Here is a 25353-nt window from a genome sequence, read left to right as displayed (position 1 = left end):
ACTCGATCCCGTGCTGTCTTATCAACGCGCCGGGCCCTCGTGCCCGGCGTTTGCATGTCCGAAGGAAAGATCATGTCCCGACTGAACACCCGCGCGATTGAACCCAAGTGGCAACAGGCCTGGGACGAGGCCGGGGTCTTCACCGCCAGGCGCGACGCCTCCAGGCCGAAATACTATGTGCTCGAGATGTTCCCCTACCCTTCGGGCCGGATTCACATGGGGCATGTGCGCAACTACACGATGGGCGACGTGGTGGCGCGCTACAAATCCTCGACCGGGCACAATGTGCTGCACCCCATGGGCTGGGACGCCTTCGGGATGCCGGCAGAGAACGCCGCGATCGAGCGCGGCGGCCATCCGGCGGAATGGACCTATTCCAACATCGCCGACATGCGTGCGCAGATGAAGCCGCTCGGCCTCAGCATCGACTGGAGCCGTGAATTCGCCACCTGCGATCCCGAATATTACGGCCAGCAGCAGGCGATGTTCATCGACATGCTGGAAAAGGGTCTGGTCTATCGCAAGAATGCGGTCGTGAACTGGGACCCGGTCGACATGACCGTGCTGGCCAACGAACAGGTGATCGACGGCCGGGGCTGGCGTTCGAACGCGCCGGTGGAACGGCGCGAGCTGACGCAGTGGTTCTTCAAGATCTCCGACTTTTCGGAGGAGCTGCTGGACGCGCTCGACGGGCTGGACAACTGGCCCGAGAAGGTCAAGCTGATGCAGGCCAACTGGATCGGCAAGAGCCGCGGGCTGCGCTTCGGCTTCGATCTGGTCACGCCCGCCGCCGGGTTCGAGCAGGTCGAGGTCTACACCACCCGCCCCGACACGCTGATGGGCGCCAGCTTCGTCGGCATCTCGCCCGATCACCCGCTGTCGCGCGCGCTGGAGCGCGACAACCCCGATCTTGCCGCCTTCAACGCGGACTGCCGCCGCCTGGGCACGTCCGAGGCCGACATGGAAAAGGCCGAGAAGAAGGGCTTCGACACCGGGCTGCGCGTGCGCCATCCGCTGAACCCGGACTGGGAGCTGCCGGTCTGGGTCGCGAATTTCATCCTGATGGACTACGGCACCGGCGCGATCTTTGCCTGCCCGGCGCATGACCAGCGCGATCTCGACTTCTGCCGCAAGTACGACCTGCCGGTGTGTGACACCTTCTTCGCGCTGGACGATCCGCGCCCGGTGCAGGACGAGGCCTTCGTGCCGCCGAAGACCGAGCCGGTGAAATGGGTCGACCACTTCGCCGGGCTCGACGTGGCCACCGGGCAGGAGGCCATCGACGCCACCGTCGACTATGCCCAGGCGCAGGGCTGGGGCGCGGGTGTCACCCAGTACCGTCTGCGCGACTGGGGCCTGTCGCGCCAGCGCTACTGGGGCTGCCCGATTCCGGTGGTGCATTGCGACGCCTGCGGCGTGGTGCCCGAGAAAAAGGAAAATCTGCCGGTCGAGCTGCCGCGCGACGTGAGCTTCGACAAGCCGGGCAATCCGCTGGACCGCCATCCGACCTGGCGCGACACCCCCTGCCCCGCCTGCGGCAAGCCCGCGCGGCGCGAAACCGACACGATGGATACCTTCGTCGATTCCTCCTGGTACTACGCCCGTTTCACCGCGCCGCGCGCGGAAACGCCGACGGTTCCCGAGGATGCCGATTACTGGATGAACGTGGACCAGTATATCGGCGGCATCGAACATGCGATCCTGCATCTGCTCTACTCCCGCTTCTTCGCCCGCGCGATGCATCTGACCGGCCACCTGCCCGAAAAGGCGGTGGAGCCGTTCAACGCGCTTTTCACGCAAGGCATGGTCACGCATGAGATCTACCTCACGCGCGATGCGGCCGGTCGGCCGGTCTATCACCTGCCCGAGGATGTCGACGCGGAGGCCCGCAAGCTGAAGGCCACGGGCGAGGCAGTGGAGGTGATCCCCTCGGCCAAGATGTCGAAATCCAAGAAGAACGTCGTCGATCCGGTCAGCATCATCGAGGCCTATGGCGCCGATACCGCGCGCTGGTTCGTGATGTCCGACAGCCCGCCCGAGCGTGACGTGGAATGGACCGCCGCGGGCGCCGACGCGGCGTTCAAGCACCTCAGCCGCCTGTGGCGCATGACCGCAGATCTGGCCGATGCGCCCGACGAGGGGCCCCAGGACCTGGATCTCGAAAAGATCACGCACCGCGCGATCCACGACGTCACCCAGGGAATCGAGGGGTTCGCCTTCAACGTCTCCGTGGCCAAGCTTTACGGCTTTGCCAATGCGATCGCCAAATCCTCGGCTCCCGCCGCCGCCAAACGGAGGGCGATGCGGGTGATGGCGCAGCTGATGTCGCCGATGACCCCGCATCTGGCAGAAGAAATCTGGCACACGCTGGGCGGCGAGGGGCTGGTGGCGCAAGCGCCCTGGCCGCAGCCCGACCCCGCGCTGCTGGTCGATGACAAGGTGACGCTGCCGATCCAGATCAACGGCAAGCGGCGGTCGGAAATCCAGGTCGCCAAGGATCTGCCGAAGGAAGAGGTTGAAAAGCTGGCGCTCGCGAATGATGCTGTGATCAGGGCGCTCGACGGCGGGCAGCCCCGCAAGTTGATCGTCGTGCCGGGGCGGATCGTCAATGTCGTTATCTGATCGACGGAAAATGCTTTCGCTGCTGGTGGCGCTGCCGCTGGCGGGATGCGGGTTTCGCCCGGTCTACGGCCCCGACGGGTCTGCCGGCGCGTTGCGCAACCAGTTCGAATTTCAGGCACCGGACGATCTGAACAGCTTCAACCTGGTCGGACGCCTTGAGGAACGCCTGGGCCAGCCGCGCGCGCCGCGCTATCTTCTGGGATACCGCATCGCGCTGGACACCAGCGCGCTGGCGATCAGCGGGTCGAACAACATCGAGCGCTACAACGTCATCGGCCAGCTTGACTACAGCGTGACCGAACGCGGCGGCAAGGCGGCGGTCGCGACGGGTCGGGTGGAAAACTTCACCTCCTATTCGACAACGGCATCGCCCGTGGGCACCCGGGCCGCGGAACGCGACGCCTATGCGCGGCTGATGATTTCGCTGGCCGACCTGCTGGTGACGCGCCTTCTGGCGACGGCCCCCGGCTGGGCGCCCGCCCGGGGAACCCCCGCGGGGGTCGGCCCCACGGCCGCCCAAAAGCCGCTTCGAAGGCAATGAAGCTCTCTCCCCGCGACGCGGCGCGCTATTTCGCCAAGCCCGAAAGCCAGCGCACGGGCCTGCTGATCTACGGAGCGGACGCGATGCGGGTCGCGCTGAAGCGCCAGCAGCTCATCGCCGCGCTGATCGGCCCCGCGGGCGAAGAGGAAATGCGCCTGACGCGCCTGTCGGCGGGCGATCTGCGCAAGGACCCGGCGCTGCTGAACGATGCGATCAAGGCGCAGGGGTTCTTTCCCGGCGCGCGGGTGGCCTTTCTGGAAGATGCCGCCGACAGCATCGCCAAAGCTGTCGGCACGGCGCTTGCGGATTGGCAGATGGGCGACGCGCAGCTGATCGTGACGGCGGGGGCGCTGCCCGCGCGTTCGACGCTGCGCAAGCTGTTCGAATCGCACCCCAACGCCTATGCGGTCGGCATCTATGACGACCCGCCGGGCCGCGATGAGATCGACGCGCTGCTGCGCGCGGCGGGGCTGACCCGTATCGACGGCGACGCGGCCACCGACATCGCCGCGCTGGCGCGCGAACTGGACCCCGGCGATTTCCGCCAAACGCTGGAAAAGCTGTCGCTGTTCAAGTTCGGCGACGACAGCCCCGTCACCTCGGCCCAGGTCGAGGCCTGCGCCCCCGCCAGCCAGGAGGCCGCGCTGGACGATGTCCTGCACATCGTCGCGGAATCGCGGCAGGCGGAAATCGGGCCGGTGCTCGACCGGCTGCAGGGACAGGGGATACAGCCCGTGGGCCTGTGCATTGCCGCAACCCGGCATTTCCGCACCCTGCACGCCGCCGCCGCCGATCCGGGCGGTCCGGCCGCCGGTCTGGCGCGCGTCAGGCCGCCGGTTTTCGGCCCGCGCCGGGACCGCATGGCGCGGCAGGCGCAGGCCTGGGGGCTGCACAAGCTGGAAGACGCCGTCCGGCTGCTGATCGACACGGATCTGCAACTGCGCTCCGCCGGGCAAAGCGCGCCTGCGATGGCGCTGATGGAACGCGCGCTGATCCGCCTGGCGATGATGGGTGCGCGCTAGACAGCGACGCCTGTGTGCCCCCTCCCCGCCGGTTCTCGGGACGCTGAAGGAACCGGCGATCACGCGGGGGCAGCTGCCCGTCCCGCAGCGCGGGGTGCCCTCGCCCCCAACCGGACCCGGCGACCAGATCCGGGCGACGGCGGCTTCGGTCGATTGACACGTGCCGCTCGCCGGTTCGACCGATCCGGCGCGACCGCGCAGCCCCCCCGGGCTTTCGTCGCGCGGCGTCCGGCTGCGCGCTCAGCCCGCGCGTGTGGCGGCGGCCAGCCCCGCGTGCCGTCCGGTCGCCAGACAGGCGGTCAACAGATAGCCGCCGGTGGGGGCCTCCCAGTCCAGCATCTCGCCCGCGGCGAACACGCCCGGGACCGCGCGCAGCTCCAGCTCCGGGCTCAGCGCCGCCGCGACCACGCCGCCCGCTGTGGAAATGGCCTCCGGCAACGGGTTCGGCCCGAGATGGGGCACGGGAAGGCTTTTGAGCAGCGCGGCGAGGGCCTGCGCCTCCTCGGGCAGGGGGTGGGCGAATTCGCGTAACAGCGTCAGGCGCAACGGGTCCAGCCTGGCTGCCTTGCGCAGATGGTTGGTCAGGCTGGCACGCCCGCGCGGCTGCGCCAGGCGGTCCGACAGGCGCGCCGCGTCCCAGCCCGGCCGCAGGTCCAGGGTCAGCGCCGCGCCTTCGCGCACGGGTTTGCTGGCCGCATAGATGCCGCCTCCCTCCAGCCCGCGGGCGGTGATGACAAACTCCCCGTTGACGGGGCGGCCAGCAACCCGCAGCGCCGCGCCCTTGACGGGGTGACCGATGTATTTCGCCATCCGCTCCGACCAGGCGACGCGCAGCCCCACATTGGCGGCACGAAACGGCGCCAGCGCCACGCCGCGCGCGGCCAGCAGCGGCGCCCAGCCGCCATCCGATCCCAGGCGCGGCCAGCTTGCCCCGCCCAGCGCCAGAACCGCGACCCGCATCGGCTGCACCACGCGGCCCTCGGGCGTGTCGAAGACCAGCGCATCGCCATCCCAGCCGCGCCATCGCCAGCGGGTGCGAAACGCGACCCCCCGGTCGCGCAGCCGCCCCAGCCACGCGCGCAATAGCGGCGATGCCTTCATCGCCGTCGGAAACACCCTGCCGGAACTGCCGGTGAACAGATCCTGCCCCAGCCCCCGCGCCCAGTCCTGCACCGCATCGGGACCGAATGCGCCCAGCATGGGCGCCAGCCACGGGGCGGCTTCGGCATAAGCCGCGCGCAGCTGCGCGGTCGGCTCATCCTTGGTCAGGTTGAGCCCCGACTTGCCCGCCATCAGGAACTTGCGCCCGACCGAGGGCATGGCCTCGCAAAGCAGGACCGGCAGCCCGGCCCGTGACAGCTGCTCGGCCGCCATCAGGCCCGCGGGACCGCCCCCGATCACCACCGCGGGCGCGCTCACCGCACCATCGCCTTGATCCCCGCCACATGCGCGGGCGCGGCGGCTTCGGCGTCGGCCAGGATGGCGTCGACGCCTTGCGACAGGGCGCCCTCGTCGACGATGCGGTCGATCAACCCGTATTGCAGCGCCTCGGCGGCGCTCAGGCGGGCGCCGCCCATCAGGATCAGCTTGCTGCGCGCAGGCCCCATGAGGGCCTCCATCCGTCGCGGGTCCGACGGCTGCGGCAGGAATCCCAGCTTCATCACCGGATAGAAAAAACGCGCCTGCGGCACCGCGATACGCAGATCGCAGGCCAGCGCCATGCCGAAGGCGCCCCCCGCCAGCGTGCCGTTCAGCGCCGCGATGCTGAGGCACGGCAGATCCGCGATCGCACCCGAGACCTCTTCCCACAGCGGATCGAGGGCGAGACCCGCCCGCGCCTGATCCAGATCGGCGCCCGCGCTGAACACGCGCCCCTCCCCGGTCAGCACAAAAGCGCCCAGCTCCGCGCGGGCGGCATCGCGCGCGACCCGCGCCAGATCCGCCAGCATGTCGCGGGTCAGGGAGTTGGCCTTTTCGGCCCGCCGCAGCGTCACCGTCCAGCGCCGGGCGCCCTTGTCGAGCGCGATCAAGCCTCCAGCCCGATGCGCGCGCGCACCCCCGCGTCGCGCAGCGAAATTTCCTGACCGAGAAAGGCATCGGCATCGCTGCCCGCCATCCAGACCAGCGCCCGGGCGGGCCATTCGGGCGGGATGTGGTCGGACCAGTCCAGCCTGCTGACCGGATTGACGCCGCTGGCCCTGATTTCCTTTTGCATCTGGGTGGCGACCGTACCCGGCGACAGCCCGATGGCACGGATGCCCTGCGCCGCGTTTTCATCGTGCACGCAGCGCGTCAGCATCGCCACCGCCGCCTTGGAGGCGCAATAATGGCTCCAGGCCTCGACGGGATGATGCGCGGCGCCCGAGGAAATCGTCAGGATCGATCCGCCGCCCGCCGCGATCATGACCGGCAAGGCGGCCCGCATTCCGTGATAGACGCCCTTGAGGTTCACATCGATGACCTGCCCCCAGGCCTCGGGCTCGGACGCGGCCAGATGCGCGATGGGTTCGATCTGGCCCGCGTTGTTCACCAACACGTCGAGTCCGCCGAAAGCGTCAACGCAGGCGGTCACGGCGGCCTCCACCTCCCAGTAGCGGGTGATGTCGCAGGGGATGGCAAGCGCGCGGGCGCCCAGCTCGCCCGCCAGCTCCGCGATCGCGTCCTCGCTGCGGGCCAGCAGGGCGACATTCGCACCCTGCTGCGCAAAGGCGCGCGCCGCGCTGGCACCTATGCCGCGGCTGGCGCCGGTGATCATCACGGTCTTGCCGGAAACATCGTTCATGTCAGGTCCTTCTTTTTCGCAAAACCTAGCGTGTCCGCCCGCCGCCGACCACAGGATTCCCGGCTTGACCCGCCGCGATCGTTCGGATGAAGCTGCACGCCATCGTGTTTTTTACTGAGGTCCCCCCGTGCACAGTCTTCTGACCCCGCGTTTGTCCCGGATGACAGCAACCGCGATTCTCCTGGCGATGATCCAGTCCCCGGCAATGGCGCTGACCAGCGAGGAGGCCTGGACCCTGATCAAGGAGGTCACCGACAGCTACGGCGCCTCGATCAACGCCGCGCGTCAGGACGGCAGCGCGGGCAGGCTGCGCCTGTCGGATGTGACCTATCGGCTGGACAATGCCACCGGCAGCCTGACCGGCACCATCCCCAGCATCGAGCTGGTCGAGCAAACCGGCGGCGACGTGCGCCTGACGATGAGCGATGGCTACGACATGTTGCTCAACAATGTCGCGCCGGATGGATCGGTGGCGGAAATCGCGATGAGGATCAGCCAGAAGGATCTGGCGGTCATCCTGGGCGGCACGCCACAGGAGACGACGATGAGCTATGGCGCGTCCGAAATCGGCGTGTCGGTCGCCAGCTGGAAGGTCAACGGCACGGCACGGCCGGTGCAGGCGCAGATCATGCTGGGCGGCTATCAGGGCAGCTATGACGTGAGCCGCAGCGCCGAAACCCGGATCGACAGCACCGCAGGCGCGGATCGGGTCAGCCTGTCGTTCGAGGCTAGCGCGCCGGACGATCAGGGCAGGTTGAACCTGCGCTCGACGATCGAGGGCGTCACCGCGCAATGGTCGGGCGATCTGGCCGGCCTGTCCCGGCTAAGCGATCCGAATGCCGCGCTCGACGCAACCGGCGCGGATACGAGCGTCGCGTTTTCGCACAGCGGCAGCGACACGCGCATGTCCTTCGACGATCCGACCCAGAATGCGCAGGCCTCTGCCAGCAGCAGCGCGGGCTCGATGCGCATGGACCTTTCGCCCCGATCGCTCAGCTTCGGGGGCACCTCGAAGGGGCTGAGCCTGCGGCTGAGTGGCTCCGACATTCCCGTGCCCGAGCTGACGGCGGCCCTCGACGAGGCCGATTACAGCATCGCCCTTCCCGTCATGCAAAGCGACGTGCCCCAGGACTTCGCGCTGTCGGTCAGCCTGCTGGGGCTGAGCGTTTCCGAAGCGATGTGGCGCTTCATCGATCCGACCAAGGTGATCCCCCGCGATCCCGCGAGGCTGAGCGTGGATCTGAGCGGCAAGGCGCGCTGGCTGATAAACATCTTCGACCCCGCCGCGGTGCCCGACCCGTCCCGACCCGCGGCCGACCTGCGCAGCCTCGACATCAACGGGCTGACGCTGGCCGTCGGCGGTGCCGAGCTGACCGGCGAGGGCGGATTTCGGTTCGAGAACGACAAGCCCTCGCCGCTCGGCGGCGGGCCGAAGCCCGTCGGCACGCTGGATCTGACGCTGACGGGGGGCTATGCGCTGATGGACAAGCTGACGCAGATCGGTGTTCTGGCGCGGCAGCAGACGATGGGCGCGCGGATGATGATGGGCCTTTTCGCCAAGCCGGGCGACGGACCCGACACGCTGCAATCGCGTATCGAGATCACCGAGGACGGCGCGCTGATGGCCAACGGGCAGCGATTGCAGTGAGCCGGACGCGCGGTATCCGCAGCAAGGGGAAATGGCGGCAATGACGCCCCAGATCACGGCCTTTTCGATCTATGCCGGGCTGCTCGGCCTGTTGCTGTGCTGGATCGTGGTCGCGGTCATCCGCATCCGCATCCGCTTGCAGATCAGCTATGGCGACGGCGGCGAAAAGGAATTGCTGCGTGCGATGCGCGGGCAGTCGAACTTCGCCGAGACGGTGCCGCTCGCGCTGATCCTGATGCTCAGCGCCGCCTTGATGGGCGCGCCTGTCCTGGCGATTCACGGGCTCGGGGTGCTGCTGGTGCTGGGGCGCATCCTGCATTTCCACGCTTTTTTCTGCAACGGCCCACTGGCCTTCCGGCAGGCGGGAATGGCGCTGACGTTGACGGCGCTTGCGCTCAGCGGGGCGGGCACCGCCTTGTACGCCCTGCTCTAGGGCACTAGGTCGGGTGCATATTGACACGGGACGAGACCTCATGGCGAACGATCTTTCGAGGCTGACCGCCTCTTTGCTGGATGCCGCGCGCAGGGCGGGGGCCGACAGTGCCGACGCCCTGGCCATCGAGGGGCGGTCGCTGTCCATCGATGTGCGCGGCGGCGCGCTGGAACATGCCGAACGCGCCGAGGGCATCGACATCGGCCTGCGCGTGCTGATCGGCCAGCGGCAGGCCTGCGTCTCCGCCTCCGACATCCGCGACGCGACGATCGCCGAAATGGCGGATCGCGCCGTGACTATGGCGCGGCTGGCGCCCGAGGATCCCAGCATCGGGCTGGCGGCACCGGAAGATCTGGCGCGCGACTGGGATGTCGATGCGCTGCAACTGTGCGATCCCGGCGCCGAGCCCGACCCCGCCGCGCTGGAAGAGGACGCCCGCCGCGCGGAGGCCGCGGCGATGGAGGTCGAGGGCATCAGCAGGATCGACGCCGCCTCGGCGGGCTATGGCGCGCGCCGCATACATCTGGCCACCTCGGGCGGGTTTTCGGGCGGATATGCCCGCACCGACCGCGCGATCAGCTGCGTGGCCATCACCGGCGAGGGGCGCGGCATGGAGCGCGACTACGCGGGCGAGGCGCGCATCTTCCAGGCGGATCTGCCCGCACCCGAAGAGATCGGCCGCCTGGCGGCGGAACGCACATTGGCACGACGCGGCGCCCGCAAGCCGCGCACGGGATCTTATCCGGTGCTCTTCGACGAGCGCGTCGCGGCCAGCCTGATCGGCCATCTGCTGCAAGCCATAAACGGCAGCGCCATCGTGCGCGGGTCAAGCTGGCTGTCGGACGGGCTGGGTCAGCAGATCCTGCCCGCGGCGCTGTCGGTCACCGAACTGCCGCACCGGCCGCGCGCCTCGGGCTCGCGCCCCTTCGACGGCGAGGGGTTGCCGACCCGCGACCGCGCCATCGTGAAGGACGGCGTGCTGCAAGGCTGGACGCTGGACCTGTCGACCGCGCGCAAGCTGGGCATGTCCTCCACAGGGAATGCCGCGCGCGGACCGTCAGCGCCGCCCTCGCCCTCGGTCGGAAACATCGCGATCACCCAGGGCGCGCAGAGCCGCGAAGAGCTGATCCGGGACATGGGCACGGGGCTGCTGGTCACATCGCTGATCGGATCGTCGATCAACCCCACCACGGGCGATTATTCCCGCGGCGCGTCCGGGTTCTGGGTCGAAGGCGGGCAGATCAGCCACGCCGTCAACGAATGCACCATCGCGGGCAACCTGCGGCAAATGCTGATGACGCTGATTCCCGCGAATGACGCGCGCAGGCACCTCAGCCGCGTCGTGCCCTCCCTGCTGGTCGAGGGGCTGACACTTGCCGGCGAGTGACCTGCCGCTGCTGATCGACGCCGCACACGCCGCGGGGCGCATCGCCTCGCGCCACTTCCGCAAGGCGCCGCGCGTCTGGCACAAACCCGGCGACGCCGGTCCCGTGACCGAGGCCGATCTGGAAATCGACAGGATGCTGTCGGCGGAGCTGACCGCCGCGCGTCCCGATTACGGCTGGCTATCGGAGGAATCCGACGACACGGCGGCCCGGCGGGACCACGCGCGCGTGTTCATCGTCGATCCGATCGACGGCACCAGATCCTTCATCAACGGCGAGACGATATTCGCCCATTCGCTGGCCGTGGCCGAGGGCGGCCGCGTGACGGCGGGCGTCGTCTACCTGCCGGAGCGCGACCTGCTGTTCGCCGCCACCCGCGACGGCGGCGCCACGCTGAACGCGCAGCCGCTGCGGCCCGTCCGCAAGGACCGGCTGGACGGCGCCACGGTGCTGGCTGCCAAATCCAACTTCGACAGCGACCACTGGCAGGGCGGCCTCCTGCCCTGCACGCGCCATTTCCGCGCTTCGCTCGCCTATCGCATGTGCCTGGTCGCCGAGGGTCGTTTCGACGCGATGATCACGCTGCGCGACTGCTGGGAATGGGATATCGCGGCAGGCGATCTGATCGCCACCGAAGCGGGCGTGCGCGTCACCGACCGGCGCGGCGCGGGCCTGCGCTTCAACAACCCGCATCCGCAATGCCCCGGGGTGCTGGCCGCGGGCGCCGCGCTTCACGATGCCCTGCACGCGCGGCTGCTCACCCGGCGTTAGGCAGGACTTCTTGCCTGCGGCGCGGATATTTGCGCGACAATGAGGCCCGCCCGGCACACCGCGACACATGTTTTTCATTGTCGCCAAAATATCCTCGCCGAAGGCATCGCGCTTTCCGCATGACCTTGTCAGGGCGGCATGTTAGCTGGGGGCATGTCCATGCGCATTCCCTCCCGCAGCGAGATCCTCGACTGGATTTCCGAAAATCCCACTCTGAATTCCAAGCGCGATATCGCCAAGGCGTTCGGCATCAAGGGGGCTGCGCGCATCGACCTCAAGCGCATCCTGAAGGAGCTTGAATCGGAGGGGCATCTCGAAAAGCGCGGCAAGAGCTACCGCGATCCGCAAAAGCTGCCGCCGGTGTCGGTGTTGCAGGTCCAGGAGCCGTCCCCCGACGGGGACCTCTTCGCCCACCCCCTGGAATGGCAGGGCGAGGGAGTGGAGCCGCGGGTCTTGATGATCGCGCGCGCCAATGATCCGGCGATGGGGCCGGGCGACCGGATCCTGGCACGCTTGCAGGCGGTCAGCGGCGAGGATCACCACTATGAAGGGCGCCTGATCCGGCGTATCGGCACCAACCCGCTGCGCATTCTGGGCGTGTTCCGCAAGGCAGCCGAAGGCGGGCGCATCCTGCCCATCGACAAGAAGTCCGACCGTGAGTGGCATGTGCCCCCCGGGGCCGTGCACGGCGCCCGCGACGGCGAGCTGGTAGAAGCCGAGCAATCGGGCCCCCGCGCGCGCATGGGCCTGCCGCTCGCGCGCATCGTCACGCGGCTTGGCGATCCGTCCGCCCCGCGTGCGGTGTCGCTGATCGCCATCCATCAGCACGGCATTCCCGACGACTTTCCCGATGACGTGGTTGCCGCCGCCGACGCGATGAAGCCCGCGGGCCTGTCCGGGCGCGAGGATCTGCGCCACCTGCCGCTGATCACGATCGACCCGTCCGACGCGCGCGATCACGATGACGCCTGCTTTGCCCAGGCCGATCCCGATCCGGCCAACCCGGACGGGCATATCGTCTGGGTGGCGATCGCGGATGTGGCGCATTACGTGCGCCCCGGCACCGCGCTGGACCGCGAAGCCCGCAAGCGCGGCAACTCCACCTATTTTCCCGACCGGGTGGTGCCGATGCTGCCGGACCGGCTGTCGGGCGATCTGTGTTCGCTGCATGAGGGCGTGCCACGCGCCTGCATCGCGGTACGCATGGTGCTGGATGCCCAGGGGCGCAAGATCGCCCACAGCTTTCATCGCGGGCTGATGCAGTCGCGGGCCTCGCTGAGCTATGAGCAGGTGCAGGCCGCGCAGGACGGCGCCCCCGATGCCGCGACCGCCCCCCTGCTGGACGAGGTGATCGCGCCGCTTTACGCCGCCTATGCCGCCGCGCAGACGGCGCGTTCGCAACGTCAGCCGCTGGATCTGGATCTGCCCGAACGGCGCATCGTGCTGTCCGAGGACGGCCGGGTCACCTCGGTCGCGTTTCGCGACCGGCTGGACGCGCATCGGCTGATCGAGGAGTTCATGATCCTCGCCAATGTCGCGGCGGCCGAGGTTCTGGTGAAAAAGCGCCAGCCGCTGCTGTTCCGGGTGCACGAAGAGCCCAGCCCCGAAAAGCTGGACGCGCTGCGCGAGGTCGCCCAGGCCTCGGGGCTGGTGTTGGCCAAGGGGCAGGTGTTGCGCACCGAACATCTCAACCGGCTGCTCGCGGCGGCACAGGGCACCGATTTCGACGAGCTGATCAACATCTCGACCCTGCGATCGATGACGCAGGCCTATTACGGGCAGGACAATTTCGGCCATTTCGGCCTGGCGCTGCGCAATTATGCGCATTTCACCTCGCCGATCCGGCGCTATGCCGATGTGATCGTGCACCGCGCGCTGGTCAGCGCGCATGGCTGGGGCGACGACGGGCTGAGCCCGCAGGAAATCGAAACGCTGGAGCAGACAGCCGAGCATATTTCCCAGACCGAACGTCGCTCGATGCTGGCCGAGCGCGACACCAACGACCGCTATCTGGCCGCCTATCTGTCGGAAAGGGTCGGCACCGAGCTGACCGGGCGCATTTCCGGCGTCACGCGGTTCGGCGTCTTCGTCAAGCTTGATGAGACCGGCGCGGACGGGCTGGTGCCGATCCGCTCGCTGGGGCGCGAATTCTTTCACCATGATGCCGAAACGCAATCGCTCATGGGCGCCGACAGCGGGCGCGTGATATCACTGGGACAGCGCGTGACCGCACGCCTGACCGAGGCCGTCCCGGTCACCGGCGGCCTGATCCTGGAGCTGCTGGAGATCGAGGATCAGCCTGTGCCGCGCGGCCCATCGGGCAGCAGGGCCGGGGCGGGCCGGCGCAAGGGCGCGTCGGCGGGACGCAAATCGGCCGCGCGAAAGGCCAGGCGCAAAAAGATCGTCCGGCGCGGCAAGTAGGTCGCGGAGGCGTCCGGGGGACGGGCGCGGACCCTCCGGGGGGCGGACGCGGACCCTTGGCCGGGCGCGGAATGCAGGCGGACAAGGCGGGGCCTTGCCGATGGGGCGGCCCCGTCACGCAAGGGCGCTTTCTGCGCCGGGGCAACGGGTCTACACTTCTGCCACAACGCAGCTTGAAGGCAGGTCATTCATGCGATCGCTCATTGCCCTTTGCGGGCTCTTCGGACTAGCTTTTCTTCCGATGGTCATGCCCGCGCAGGCCACTGTCGTTGACAGTTCCTCGCGGCCGATCCCGCGCAAGGAAACAAATATCGTGCAGGTCGCCGCCACTCCCGAACGGTTCGCCACCTGGTTGCAGGCGTTTCGGGATGACGCCGCAAAGCGGGGCATCCGGGCGGACACGCTGGATGCGGCGCTGAGCGACGTGAAATACCGCGAGGACGTCATTGCCCGCGATCGCAACCAGTCCGAATTCACCAAGCAGATCTGGGAATATCTGGACACCGCCGTGTCCCGAACGCGCGTGGAAAACGGGCGCAGGGCGATGGCCGCCAACGCGGATCTTTTCGCCAGGATCGAGGCGCGTTACAAGGTCGAGGCCGAGGTCGTCGCCGCGATCTGGGGGCTGGAATCGGCCTATGGGACCTTTCGCGGCAACATTCCCATCGTCGACGCCCTGTCGACCCTGGCCTTTGACGGCAGGCGCGGCGAATTCTTCGCCGATCAACTGGTCGCCGCGCTTCAGATCGTGCAGGACGGCGACACGGATGCCCGCAGCATGACCGGCAGCTGGGCCGGCGCGATGGGCCATACGCAGTTCATCCCGACCAGTTTTCTGGGGTTCGCGGTCGATTTCACCGGCGACGGGCGGCGCGACATCTGGTCGGACGATCCCGCCGACGCGCTGGCGTCGACGGCGGCCTACCTGCGGAATTCCGGCTGGGTCCATGGTCAGCCCTGGGGAATGGAAGTGACCCTGCCCGAGGATTTCGACTATTCCCAGTCGGGAGAGCGCATCAAGAAACCCGCCGCCGCCTGGAACGCCATGGGCGTGCGCACGGCGCAGGGCGCGCCGGTGCCGGAACATGGCCCCTCCTCGATCCTTTTGCCTGCGGGGGCGAAGGGCGCGGCCTTCGTGATCTACAAGAACTTCAGCGTGATCGAGACCTACAACACCGCCGACGCCTATGTGATAGCGGTGGGGCACCTGAGCGACCGCATCAAGGGCCGACCGGCGATCCGGGCGGGGTGGCCGCGCGGCGACAGGGGGCTGCGGTTTTCCGAGAAGCAGGAATTGCAGCGCCTTCTGACCGGCAAGGGGTTCGACACCGACGGAATAGACGGGATCATCGGGCCGAACACCATCCAGGCCGTGCGGGAGTTCCAGACCGCCCAGGGCATGGTGCCCGATGGGTACGTATCGCTCGATATCCTGCATCGTTTGCAGTAGCGGGTCGGGCGCAGCGGGCCCTCGGCCCGCTTGCCCTGCGGGCAAGCCCCGCGAGGATATCCAAGACCGGAAGAAACACGGGGCCCCCGCCTGCTGGCAGGGGCCCCGTGCGTCTTGCTTATGATAGTCCCCGGTGCCGCAGGCTGGGTGGGGGCAATTAATCCACGGCACCGGGAATAGCGCTTCATCGCTATGAGGATGTTATCGGGGACAATGCCGGCGAAGGCAGGGAAGGCACGTGGTGCCGAGCGGGTCATTTCCGGGCGAAACTTGGGCGCGGCAAAAAGGGGGCATCGGTCGGCGTCGAAGTGCCGGGCCTTGATTTCGGGGCCTGCGCGCGCCACCATCAGGGGATGACCGTGCAATCACCGACGCCTTTTCCCGCTGGCCGTGTCCCCGAACAGGTGGCGTTCCACCGTATCGAGCTTGGGCTGATCCTCGGGCTTTACGGGCGTATGGTCGCCGCGGGCGAATGGCGCGATTACGGGATTTCCTGCCTGCGCGACGTCGCCGTCTTCGCCATATTCCGCCGCACTGCGGAACACCCCCTTTACCGGATCGAAAAGCGGCCGCGTCTGGCGCAGAAACAGGGGCAGTATGCGGTGATCGGCATGGATGGGCAGATCCTCAAGCGCGGGCATGATCTGAAGACGGTATTGCGCGTGCTGGAACGCAAGCTGATCCGCGCGATCGACTGAGGCGCAACGGGACGGGGCGCATTCCGGCGGATGTTCAGCCCAGTCGGCGCCGCACCGTGACCGCGCCGAATTCCTTGCGGGCGATCCGCGCGATTGCCTCCGCCGCCGGTTCGATCGCGACCGCCATGTGATGGGCGTTGGCGTGGATCAGATGCGTGTCGTCCAGCATCATCGCGACATGGCCCTTCCAGAAGATCAGATCGCCCCGCCGAGCTGGGGCGTCTTCGGGCAGTGCCTGTCCAAGGCGTGCCGCCTGAAGATCGCTGTCGCGCGGGCAGGCGATACCGCAGGCGTCGCAGGCGGCCAGGACCAGCCCGCTGCAATCCACGCCTGCCGCACTGTCCCCGCCCCAGAGATAGGGGCTGCCCAAGAACATCTGCGCCACGGCGGCCGGATCGTCCCCCGTGCGGTTCAGCGGGGCGATATGCTGCAACGGCACGTATCCGCCCCCGGCCAGCTCGGCAAAGCTGCCGGTGTGGCCGCGCACCCGCAGCCGTGCGCCGAAGGGCAGCGGCATCCTGTCCGGGGCCTTGAGCTCCGGCGCGGTGTAGATCTGGCTGGATCGCGCCATGACGCGGTGGGTCGCGGGCGGCCCCGCGCCGCCCAGCGCCGCGGCGCGCATATAGCCGACATAGCCGTCGTCGATCAGCCGCAGAAAAGCATGTTCGCCGCGGGTTTCCAGCACCTCGACTTCGGCGCCGAAGGGGATCTGCCGGTCGCGACCTTCGTCCGGGGCGCGGCACAGATCGGCCAGCGGCGCGATGACCTGCATGGGGCGGGCCTGCGCATGGGCGGGCCCGGAAGCGCCCGCGCCCGTCCCCGCGTCTACCCCCGCGCCCCTGCGCAGCGAGACATGCGCCACGCGCGCGTTGGCGAAATGAAACCGTCTGTCCGTCATGCCGTTTCTACCCCGTCACAGACCCAGGATGTCCGGCAGCGCCCCCAGGATCGCGCGCGGCCCCTGCCCCACCCCGCCCCTGGAAAGGCCGGGACGGCCCGCGGGGCGCCAGGCGTAGATGTCGAAATGGCAGTAGCGCGGCGTCGCCTCGACAAAGCGGCGCAGGAACAGCGCCGCGGTGATCGAGCCCGCGAACCCGCCGGAAGGTGCATTGTCCAGATCGGCGATGCCCGGCTCTATCATCGGCTCATAGGGATCCCAGTAGGGCATGCGCCAGACTGGGTCGGCGGCCGGCCCCGCGGCCGTTTCCAGTGCCTGCGCGACGGCATCCTCGGTCGCGTAGAAGGGCGCCAGATCCGGCCCCAGCGCCACGCGCGCGGCGCCCGTCAGCGTGGCCATCGACACCAGCAGATCCGGCGTTTCCTCATCCGCCAGCGCCAGCGCGTCGGCCAGCACCAGCCGCCCTTCGGCATCGGTGTTGTTGATCTCGACGCTCAGCCCTTTGCGCGAGGTCAGGATATCGCCGGGGCGAAAGGCATTGCCCGCCACCGAATTTTCCACCGCCGGGATCAGCACGCGCAGCTGCACCGGCAGTTTCAGCGCCATGACCATCCGCGCCAACCCCAGGACATTGGCCGCGCCGCCCATGTCCTTTTTCATCAAGCCCATCGACTTGCCCGGTTTCAGGTTCAACCCGCCGGTGTCGAAACACACGCCCTTGCCCACCAGCGTCAGCTTTGGCCCCTCGGCACCCCAGCGCATGTCCAGCAGCCGCGGCGCCTGATCGGCGGCGCGCCCGACGGTGTGGATCAGCGGGAAGTTCCGTTCTAGCAGGTCGGCGCCGCGGATGACGCTGTGTCGGGCGCCGAATTCCTCGGCCAGTGCCACAAAGGCCTTTTCCAGATTGTCCGGCCCCATGTCATTGGCGGGCGTGTTCACCAGATCGCGAGTCAGCGCCTCGGCCCGGGCGATAATCTCCAGCCGGCGGGCATCGACGCCCTCGGGCGCGATGAGCCGCGCGAGCGGGGTGGTCTGGTCGGCGTAGCGGTCGAACCTGTAGGACGCCAGCAGCCAGCCCAGCGCGGCCTCCGACAGGGCGTCGCCGGTCAGGTCGGTTTCCAGCCGGTAGGTGCCTTCGGGCAGGGCATCGGCCAGGGCGGCCAGATGAAAACGGCCGCGCCTGCGGGCGGCCTCGGTGCCCAGTCCCGCCAGCACCGCCACCGCCCTGCCCTGATCGTCGCGCATGATCTGATGGCTGCCGAGCGCGGGTTCATACCCCGCGTTCGCGGCCCAGGCGGCCACCGCATCGGGAAGCCCGGAAACCCATTCGTCCTTGCGGTCGGCGCAGCCCAGATAGATCGGGATTGCAGCGCTGTGCGGGGGTGCGAATTCCATATTCGGGCTTCTCCTCATGTTGAGATCGCCGCTACACTACGCCTTGCGCCGATCCCTGCAAGCGGATCGAGGCGTGCGGTCCGGCGGGCCTGACATAAATCTTTCATCGAACTGCCACCTGAGCATTACCCGCGCATGCGAAGCGCTTGCCCATGCCCGACCCCGTTCGGGCCGATTTATCGTGACCGCCAAAACCCGAGGGACTGCTTCATGGACATCAAGAAAACCGTCGACCTTTCGTGGGACGACTTCGACGAGCTGCGCGACCCGCGCCCGGCGGAAAACGATTTCGACGCCGTGGTCGAACGCGCGGTCAGCCGCCGCGGCTTTCTGGGCGGGGCGCTGGCCTTTGGGTCGGGGGCCGCGGCCTTTGGCACCGGGCTGTTCGCCACCACCCCCTTCGCCCGCGCGCAAGGCGCCGGTTTCGATTTCAGCCCGATCGACATTGCCACCGGGTTCGAGGTCAACGTGCCCGAGGGCTATGCCTGGAAACCGCTGGTGCGCTGGGGCGATCCGCTGTTCGCCGAGGCCCGCGGCGCCTTTTCCGCCGAGACCGGCGTGCCGCTGGACATGTCCGACAAGGTGTTCGGCGAAAACACCGACGGGATGGAGACGTTCGAGGCCGACGGCCATGTCCTGCTGGCGATCAATTCCGAATATGTGAACCCCAAGATCAACCTGCCCGCCGCATCCCAGGGCGTGCCGCAGACCGCCGAAGAGGTGCGCCTGCTGCAAAACATGCAGGGCGTCACCGTGGTCGAGATCGCCGACAAGGGCGACGGCTGGTCGGTGCTGCTCGACAGCCCGTTCAACCGCCGCATCACGCACCGGACCCAGATGACGATGGACGGCCCCGTCGCCGGTCACGCGCTGGTGCGCACCGAGGCCGACCCCGAGGGCAGATCGCCCGTCGGCACGATGAACAACTGCGGGTCGGGCAAGACCCTGTGGGGCACCTATCTGACCTGCGAGGAAAACTTCAACGGTTACTTCGGCGCCACCGGCAGCTATGACGAGACCGCCGGGTTCAAGCGCTACGGCATCGGCGACAAGGGCCGCTATGCCTATGAGAAATTCGACGCGCGCTTCGATCTGTCGAAAAACCCGCAGGAGCCGAACCGCCACGGCTGGGTGACCGAGATCGACCCGAAGGACCCGAAAAGCACCCCCGTCAAGCACAGCGCGATGGGCCGGTTCAAACATGAGAACGCCGAGATGGTGCAGGCCGCCGACGGGCGCATCGTGGTCTACATGGGCGACGACGAGCGCGGCGAGTTCATCTATCGCTATGTGTCGAACGCCAGCTGGAAAAAGGGCGAGCCCACCGACGGGTTGCTGTCGGACGGCACGCTTTACGTCGCGCGGTTCAACGACGACCAGACGGGCGAATGGCTGGCCCTGACGCCCGAGACGACCGGCATGCCGATCGAGGAAATGCTGATCTTCGCCCGCATGGCCGGGTCCAAGGTCGGCGCCACCACGATGGACCGGCCCGAGTGGATCGCCGCCAACCCGCTGCGCGCCGAGGCCTATTGCGCCCTGACCAACAACAAGAACCGCGGCGTCAAGCCGAACGCGGGCGGCGATGAAACCCCGGTCGGCGGCCCCAACCCGCGCGAGGCCAACAACTTCGGCCAGATCGTGCGCTGGCGGCCCAAGGGCGAAGATCACGGCGCCAAGGATTTCACCTGGGATCTGTATGTCATGGCCGGCAACCCGGATGTCTTTGACGATGCCTACGCCGGGTCCGACAACGTGACGGCGGGCAACATGTTCAACTCGCCCGACGGGATGGCCTTTTCCTCCGACGGGATGCTGTGGATCCAGACCGACGGCGATTTCAGCAACGAGGGCGCCTTCGTGGGCCACGGCAACAACCAGATGCTGGTCGGCAACCCCGAGAGCGGCGAAATCGCCCGCTTTCTGACCGCGCCCAACGGGTCCGAGGTCACCGGCCTGACCTGGTCGCCCGACCGCAAGGTGGCCTTTGTCGGCATCCAGCACCCCGGCGGGTCCTGGCCGGATGGCACGGGCAAGCCGCGCTCTTCGGTCATCTCGGTGTGGCGCGAGGACGGGGCCGCCTTCGGCTGACCACGCGCCCGTCGCGTCATCCCGGGGGTGCCGGTGCCGGACATCGGCACCCCTTTTCTCTGACCGCCCCCGCCCGCGACCGGACGCGGGCGCGTCAATCTATGGCGCCCGAGGCATAGCGTTGCAGCGTGGGCGCATAGGCGCGAACGATCTCGTCGCGCGACATTGCTACCAGGGGCGGTATTTCCAGCACATAGCGGCACAGCGCCAGACCCAGTAACTGGCTGGCCAGCAGGCCGCTGCGTCTGGCCAGATCGCCGGACGGGGACCCCGAGGATGCCTCGGCAGCGTGGGCGGGCACGGCGCGCCCCGCGTCGAGCAGCTGCAAGGCGGGCATGACCTGCGCGGCGAAGACCTCTCTGATCCGGGCGGCGACAGCGGCGTTCGAGGTGGAGGTCCGCAACAAGGTGATCAGCGCGACGGCGCTCGGGGCGTTGTCCCAGAGGCTCAGGAAATGATGGACCAGCGCCTCGCCCACCTTGTCGGCGGGCAGCGCGTCCAACTGCGGCAGGTGCAGGTCGATGTCGGTCGCGGCGGCGAACAGCGCCGCCGTGTTGCCGAAGTACCGTATCACCAGCGCCGGGTCGACGCCGCAGCCTGCCGCGATGCCCCGGATCGTGGCCGCGTCATATCCTTGCCGCGCGAACGCCGACCGCGCCGCCGCCAGGATCGCGCGCCGGGTACGGGCGGATTTAGATCCGCTGTCTTGATCGGGAAGTCCGTCCGTCATCTTGCCGCCGCCTTTCGATTGTCGCTCGACTGCCTGTACCAGATCACAAAAATCAACAAGTGTTGACAATTATTCCGCGCGGATTACCCTGACCCTCATGTTCACGCGGGAGGGAATGCCATGCTGCCTCGGGAAACGGACGTTCTGATCGTGGGCGCGGGGCCGACCGGGCTGACGCTGGCGGTGATGCTGCAACAGCAAGGCATCGACCATGTCCTGATAGAACGCAGGACGGACCGGCCCAATACCTCCAGGGCGGCGGTGATCCACGCCCACACGCTGGAGGTTCTGGAACGCATCGGCGTGACGCAAACCCTGGTGCAGCGCGGCTTGAAAAACGCGATCTTCGCGGCGCGCGAACGCGACACCACGCTTTTCCGCATGGATTTCTCCTCCATCGACAGCCGCTATCCCTATCTTCTGATGATCCCGCAGAACGTCACCGAATCGGTGCTGTCCGAGCGGCTGACGCGCCTGGACGGGCAGGTGCATCATGGGGTCACCGCGACCGAGATCGCCGCGACGCGCTCGGGCGTGCTGGCGCAGGTAGATACGCCCGACGGCCCCGCGCAGATCGCCGCGCGCCATGTGGTGGGCGCGGACGGGATGCATTCGCAGGTCCGCCAGTCCGCGGGCATCGGGTTTGCGGGGGGCAGCTACGCCGAATCGTTCATCCTGGCCGATGTGCACCTGGACTGGCCGCTGCATGAACCGCAGGGCCTGCTGTTTCTGTCGCCCGAGGGGCTGGTCGTGGTCGCGCCCTTGCCGGACGGCGCCGTGCGCATCGTCGCGACCGTGGCGGAGGCGCCGGAAACGCCCGCCGCCGATGATATCCTGGCCGTGTTGCGCGCGCGCGGCCCGCGCACGGACGACCTTTCCGTCAGCGCACTGAAATGGAGCTCCCGGTTCCGCGTCCATTACCGGCTGGCCCAGACACACCGGCAAGGCCCGTTCCTGCTGATGGGCGACGCCGCCCATGTGCACAGCCCCGCGGGCGGTCAGGGCATGAACTGCGGCCTGATCGACGCCTGTGTGCTGGGCGAGTTGCTGGGCGACATCCTCAAGAAGCGCCGCCCGGCGGAGCACATCGACCTGTACGAAAGGCTGCGCCGCCCGGCCGCCGCCAGCGTGATGCGTACCGCCGACCGCATGACGCGCGCGGCGACAATGACATCGCCCGCGGGCCGGACGCTGCGCAACCTGATGCTGACGGGCCTCGATCGCATTCCCTTCGCCAAGCGCAAGGTGATGGACGATCTTGCGGGCCTCTCGCGGCGCGAGCTTTCGGTCCTGCCACGCTGAGCGCGGCGGCCAACCGCGACCGGTGCAGGAGGGCCGCGGTGCAAAAATCTGCTCGAACTTGGCGGCGCCGGTGCTTAGACAGGGGCCACGCTTAACCGTCACGAGGTCCGTCATGCATCATGCCAAGCCCCTGCCCACCAACCTTGTCCAGCGGTATCACGGCTGGAAGGCCACCACCTTCGCCGAGAACAAGGGTTGGTATCGCCGTCTGGCCGAAGATGGCCAAAGACCGCGCGCGATGGTGATTTCCTGCTGCGACAGCCGCGTTCAGGTCACGTCGATGTTCGGTGCCGAACAGGGCGAGCTTTTCATTCACCGCAACATCGCCAATCTGGTGCCGCCCTATAATCCCGATGGCGATCTGCACGGCACCTCGGCTGCCGTGGAATATGCGGTCACGGTGCTGAAGGTGGCGCATCTGATCATCCTGGGCCATTCGCAATGCGGCGGCGTGCGCGGCTGCTATGAAATGTGTTCCGGCGCGGCGCCCGAACTTCTGGAAAAGACGAGCTTCATCGGCCGCTGGATGGACCTGCTGCAACCCGGCTACGATCGGGTGAACGAGCTGCCCGAAGACCAGCGCCCGCGCGCGCTTGAGCATCAGGCGGTCCTGATCTCGCTGGAAAACCTGATGACCTTTCCCTTCGTGCGCGAAGCGATCGAAGCGGAGCGTCTGTCGATGCACGGGCTCTGGACCGACATCGCCGAAGGCGAGCTTTACGCCTATGAGCCCGAGCGCAAGGATTTTCACGCGATCTGAGCGCGCGACCGCCGCCCCGCCGCCATCGGGCCGCGGCGGGGGAACGCGACCGGCTTCTCGCTCGTTGGCCCCTATACCCGGCTGACGGCGAGGAACCGATATGAAGTTTCCACGCGATGGATGGATCGACTCCACTCTCCCCCTGCTGCGCGATCCCTATAGGTACATCTACCTGACGGCCCATGCGCTGGGTACGCCGGGGTTCAGGACGCGGCTTCTGGGACGCGCGACGCTGTGCCTGACCGGACATGACGCGGCGCAGCTGTTCTATACCCCCGGCGCCTTCGACCGCCATCAGGCCGCGCCCGCGCGGATACGGCGGGTGATCTTCGGTCCGGCCGGTGTCGTGCAGGGGCTGGACGGTGCCGCGCACCGCGCGCGCAAGGCACAGTTCCTGGCCTTGATGAACACGCGCGGGCTGGATGATTTCATCGCCATCCTGGACCGCGAGACGACCGATTTCGCCCGGTACAACGCGAACAACACCGCCCCGGTGGACCTTTATCTGCATTTGCGCCGCATGTTGACGCGCTCCGCCTTCGCCTGGGCCGGCATCCCCCTGAGCGACGCGCAACTCAGCGAGATCGTCCCGCCGCTGAGCGCGCTGTTCGAGAAGGCCGCAAGCATCGGGCCGTCGCATTGGCGCGGCCTGCTGGCGCGGCGCAAGATGCAGCGGCGCATGATCGTGGTGATTCGCCAGATCCGGCGCGACGCGGTCGGCAGCGGCGCCGGAACGGGCGCGGGCGGAAACGTCGGGGGCGCGACGTTCAGCGATCCGCGCGGCATTGCGGCCGACAGCCCCGCCGCCGCCGTGGCGCTTTGGCGCGACGAGCGCGGCCGCCCCCTGCCCGCGTCCATCGCCGCGGCGGAGCTTTTGAACCTGCTCCGTCCGATCGTGGCGGTTTCGGTCTTTGGCGTGCAGCTGGCACATGCGCTCTACCACCACCCGCAGGCGGCCGGGATGGCCGCTACGCCCGGCGCCTCCCGGCGCGCCTTCGTGCAGGAGGTGCGCAGACACTACCCGTTCTTTCCGCTGATCGTCGGCATTGCCAACCATGACATGACGCTGGAGGGGCGGCGCATCGCGAAAGGATGCAGGGTAGCCCTGGATCTGTGGGGAACCAGCCGCGACGCGGCCGTATGGGACAAGCCGCACATCTTTGCGCCGCGGCGCTTTCTGGATCGGAAGCTCGACGCCTTCGGGATGATCCCGCAAGGCGGCGGAGACCACGCGATCAATCACCGCTGTCCCGGGGAATGGCTGACGATCCGCATCCTCGAACATCTTGCCGCCTTCCTGACGCAGCAGATCAGCTACGACGTGACAAACCCCGGCCGGGACATGGACATGCGGGCGCTGCCCGCCTTGCCGAAGGGCGGCTTCTTCATCGGCAACATAAGACCGCGCGAAACGCTTTGAGACCCGCGACCTGTCGCCCCGTGCGCTCGGCCGGATCGCCTTTGGCCGGATTGCCTTTGGACGGACCACGTCTGGCCGCGCCGTCTAAGCCCTGCGTGGGGGCCGCACCGCTTCGGCTCAATCGCCACTTTCCCGGTAATGCCATTTTGGAACCATGAAGCTGCCCGTATTTCCGGTCAGCAACCGGGCCACCTGAAACGCAATTGATGAAAGTGATTCCATGACTTTGATTTCCCCGATCATTGGGAGCAATCCCTATGCCCCTCCCCCAAAGCCTGCACCTCAGGAACAATCGTCCCAGCCGACCGAGAACACGCAGCAGGCGGAGTCCTCGCAGGACGTATCCGAACCGTCCGGAAGCAGGGAGGCCTCGGCTTCGGGTTCCGCATCTGCGCCGGGTCGCAGCGTTGACCAAGACGACGGCAGGGCCGCGGCCGCTGCAAGCGCGCGCCCGGTGGTGCCGACGGCGCCGCGCGAGGGCGAAGGCAAGGCCGATGCGATCGGCTCCGACCGCGCCTATGCGCGGACCGCTGCCGAACGGCAGCTCAGGGAAGCCCGGACCAGACTGTTGATCGATCAACTTTCGCCGATCGCCAGCGGTTCGCAAGGCAAGACATCCTACGCCGCCAACCTGCTGATGTCGGGCTGATAAGCCGCCCTCCGCAAAATCGCCCGCCTCGATGCAGAGCGTCGGCGCGGGCGCGGGAAAACAGACGATCCGGGAGGCGCTCCTCCACCGAGCCGCAGATCGGGCCGTCCAAGAGGCAGGGTGCGCGCGTGTCGACGGCAGAATCGCCTCGGCAGCGCGGCCGCTGCAACGGTCAGGCGGACAGGCGGACAACCCCGCGCGCCTTTGGACGCGGTTCAATGCGCGACATGGGAAGCCCGCGCGCGTTTTCGCGCGGGTTCTGATCGTGCCGCATGAGCTATAGAGGCCGGGTCAGCCCTTTTTCAGCACGCGCGCGCCCAGCGTCTCGGCGATCT

21 protein-coding genes are annotated in these 25353 nt (G+C 68.0%); 15 read left to right on the top strand and 6 right to left on the bottom strand.

The features are described from left to right. The first annotated feature begins 72 nt into the window (after window positions 1–72). Genes leuS through holA form a run of 3 tightly spaced genes read left to right on the top strand, consistent with a single transcriptional unit; the run spans window position 73 to window position 4185 of the window. Window positions 73–2622, top strand: a complete 2550-nt coding sequence (gene leuS, locus ACU0BR_RS02390; RefSeq protein ID WP_446155244.1) for a leucine--tRNA ligase — start codon at window positions 73–75, stop codon at window positions 2620–2622. Between the two features lie 10 nt (window positions 2623–2632). Then, on the top strand, window positions 2633–3163 hold the full coding sequence (gene lptE / locus ACU0BR_RS02385) for an LPS assembly lipoprotein LptE (protein WP_446155243.1): 531 nt from the start codon (window positions 2633–2635) through the stop codon (window positions 3161–3163). Further along, window positions 3160–4185: a DNA polymerase III subunit delta gene (holA, locus tag ACU0BR_RS02380; protein WP_446155242.1), complete on the top strand. Its 1026-nt coding sequence runs from the start codon at window positions 3160–3162 to the stop codon at window positions 4183–4185. Before lptE ends, holA begins: the two co-directional genes overlap by 4 nt. A gap of 240 nt (window positions 4186–4425) precedes the next feature. Here the strand turns inward: holA and ACU0BR_RS02375 are convergent, their stop codons facing one another. From ACU0BR_RS02375 to ACU0BR_RS02365, 3 genes are read right to left on the bottom strand one after another with little or no spacing between them, the layout of a single operon-like run. Beyond that, window positions 4426–5604, bottom strand: coding sequence for a TIGR03862 family flavoprotein (locus tag ACU0BR_RS02375; RefSeq protein ID WP_446155241.1), 1179 nt, complete (start codon window positions 5602–5604; stop codon window positions 4426–4428). Next, on the bottom strand, window positions 5601–6215 hold the full coding sequence (locus ACU0BR_RS02370) for an enoyl-CoA hydratase/isomerase family protein (RefSeq protein WP_446155240.1): 615 nt from the start codon (window positions 6213–6215) through the stop codon (window positions 5601–5603). Before ACU0BR_RS02370 ends, ACU0BR_RS02375 begins: the two co-directional genes overlap by 4 nt. Further along, a complete protein-coding gene (locus tag ACU0BR_RS02365) occupies window positions 6212–6967 on the bottom strand; it encodes an SDR family oxidoreductase (RefSeq protein WP_446155239.1) in 756 nt (251 codons plus the stop codon). The genes ACU0BR_RS02370 and ACU0BR_RS02365 overlap by 4 nt, the downstream gene beginning before the upstream one ends. Before the next feature lie 205 nt (window positions 6968–7172). On the opposite strand from ACU0BR_RS02365, the gene ACU0BR_RS02360 reads away from it, so the two are divergent. From ACU0BR_RS02360 to ACU0BR_RS02330, 7 genes are all read left to right on the top strand, one after another. Then, a complete protein-coding gene (locus ACU0BR_RS02360; RefSeq protein WP_446155238.1) occupies window positions 7173–8615 on the top strand; it encodes a DUF2125 domain-containing protein in 1443 nt (480 codons plus the stop codon). A gap of 40 nt (window positions 8616–8655) precedes the next feature. Next, entirely contained in the window at window positions 8656–9048 is a 393-nt protein-coding gene (locus ACU0BR_RS02355; protein WP_446155237.1) for an MAPEG family protein, read from the top strand. 40 nt (window positions 9049–9088) lie between these two features. Further along, window positions 9089–10435 (top strand): TldD/PmbA family protein, encoded by a 1347-nt coding sequence (locus tag ACU0BR_RS02350; protein ID WP_446155236.1) that lies wholly within the window; start codon window positions 9089–9091, stop codon window positions 10433–10435. Further along, window positions 10422–11204 (top strand): inositol monophosphatase family protein, encoded by a 783-nt coding sequence (locus ACU0BR_RS02345; RefSeq protein WP_446155235.1) that lies wholly within the window; start codon window positions 10422–10424, stop codon window positions 11202–11204. Before ACU0BR_RS02350 ends, ACU0BR_RS02345 begins: the two co-directional genes overlap by 14 nt. A 159-nt stretch (window positions 11205–11363) precedes the next feature. Continuing rightward, window positions 11364–13625 (top strand): ribonuclease R, encoded by a 2262-nt coding sequence (rnr, locus tag ACU0BR_RS02340; RefSeq protein WP_446155234.1) that lies wholly within the window; start codon window positions 11364–11366, stop codon window positions 13623–13625. Between the two features lie 190 nt (window positions 13626–13815). Then, window positions 13816–15075 carry a lytic murein transglycosylase gene (locus ACU0BR_RS02335; protein WP_446155233.1) on the top strand — a complete coding sequence of 420 codons (1260 nt, stop codon included), beginning with the start codon at window positions 13816–13818 and terminating at the stop codon, window positions 15073–15075. A 353-nt stretch (window positions 15076–15428) separates the two neighbouring features. Next, window positions 15429–15773 carry a DUF2794 domain-containing protein gene (locus ACU0BR_RS02330; protein ID WP_446155232.1) on the top strand — a complete coding sequence of 115 codons (345 nt, stop codon included), beginning with the start codon at window positions 15429–15431 and terminating at the stop codon, window positions 15771–15773. A 34-nt stretch (window positions 15774–15807) separates the two neighbouring features. Here the strand turns inward: ACU0BR_RS02330 and ACU0BR_RS02325 are convergent, their stop codons facing one another. Both ACU0BR_RS02325 and ACU0BR_RS02320 read right to left on the bottom strand, forming a co-directional pair. After that, window positions 15808–16671, bottom strand: a complete 864-nt coding sequence (locus ACU0BR_RS02325; protein ID WP_446155231.1) for a C40 family peptidase — start codon at window positions 16669–16671, stop codon at window positions 15808–15810. Between the two features lie 15 nt (window positions 16672–16686). After that, window positions 16687–18066: a leucyl aminopeptidase family protein gene (locus tag ACU0BR_RS02320; RefSeq protein ID WP_446155230.1), complete on the bottom strand. Its 1380-nt coding sequence runs from the start codon at window positions 18064–18066 to the stop codon at window positions 16687–16689. Window positions 18067–18276: 210 nt separating this feature from the next. Between ACU0BR_RS02320 and ACU0BR_RS02315 the strand changes: the two genes are divergently transcribed. Next, a complete protein-coding gene (locus ACU0BR_RS02315) occupies window positions 18277–20157 on the top strand; it encodes a PhoX family protein (protein WP_446155229.1) in 1881 nt (626 codons plus the stop codon). Between the two features lie 94 nt (window positions 20158–20251). On the opposite strand, the gene ACU0BR_RS02310 is transcribed toward ACU0BR_RS02315, so the two are convergent. Continuing rightward, window positions 20252–20887, bottom strand: coding sequence for a TetR/AcrR family transcriptional regulator (locus ACU0BR_RS02310; protein ID WP_446155228.1), 636 nt, complete (start codon window positions 20885–20887; stop codon window positions 20252–20254). 120 nt (window positions 20888–21007) lie between these two features. On the opposite strand from ACU0BR_RS02310, the gene ACU0BR_RS02305 reads away from it, so the two are divergent. From ACU0BR_RS02305 to ACU0BR_RS02290, 4 genes are all read left to right on the top strand, one after another. Beyond that, the gene (locus ACU0BR_RS02305) at window positions 21008–22189 is read left to right on the top strand and encodes an FAD-dependent oxidoreductase (protein ID WP_446155227.1); all 1182 of its coding nucleotides are present in this window, start codon (window positions 21008–21010) and stop codon (window positions 22187–22189) included. A gap of 112 nt (window positions 22190–22301) precedes the next feature. After that, window positions 22302–22949 carry a carbonic anhydrase gene (locus tag ACU0BR_RS02300; protein WP_446155226.1) on the top strand — a complete coding sequence of 216 codons (648 nt, stop codon included), beginning with the start codon at window positions 22302–22304 and terminating at the stop codon, window positions 22947–22949. Between the two features lie 100 nt (window positions 22950–23049). Next, window positions 23050–24369, top strand: a complete 1320-nt coding sequence (locus ACU0BR_RS02295) for a cytochrome P450 (RefSeq protein WP_446155225.1) — start codon at window positions 23050–23052, stop codon at window positions 24367–24369. Window positions 24370–24589: 220 nt separating this feature from the next. Then, window positions 24590–25018, top strand: coding sequence for a hypothetical protein (locus ACU0BR_RS02290; RefSeq protein WP_446155224.1), 429 nt, complete (start codon window positions 24590–24592; stop codon window positions 25016–25018). The last annotated feature ends 335 nt before the right edge of the window (window positions 25019–25353 follow it).

This window comes from Brevirhabdus sp. (assembly GCF_052826345.1).
Note: the sequence above shows the minus strand (reverse complement) of the source record. Positions and strands in the feature narration are given on the sequence as shown.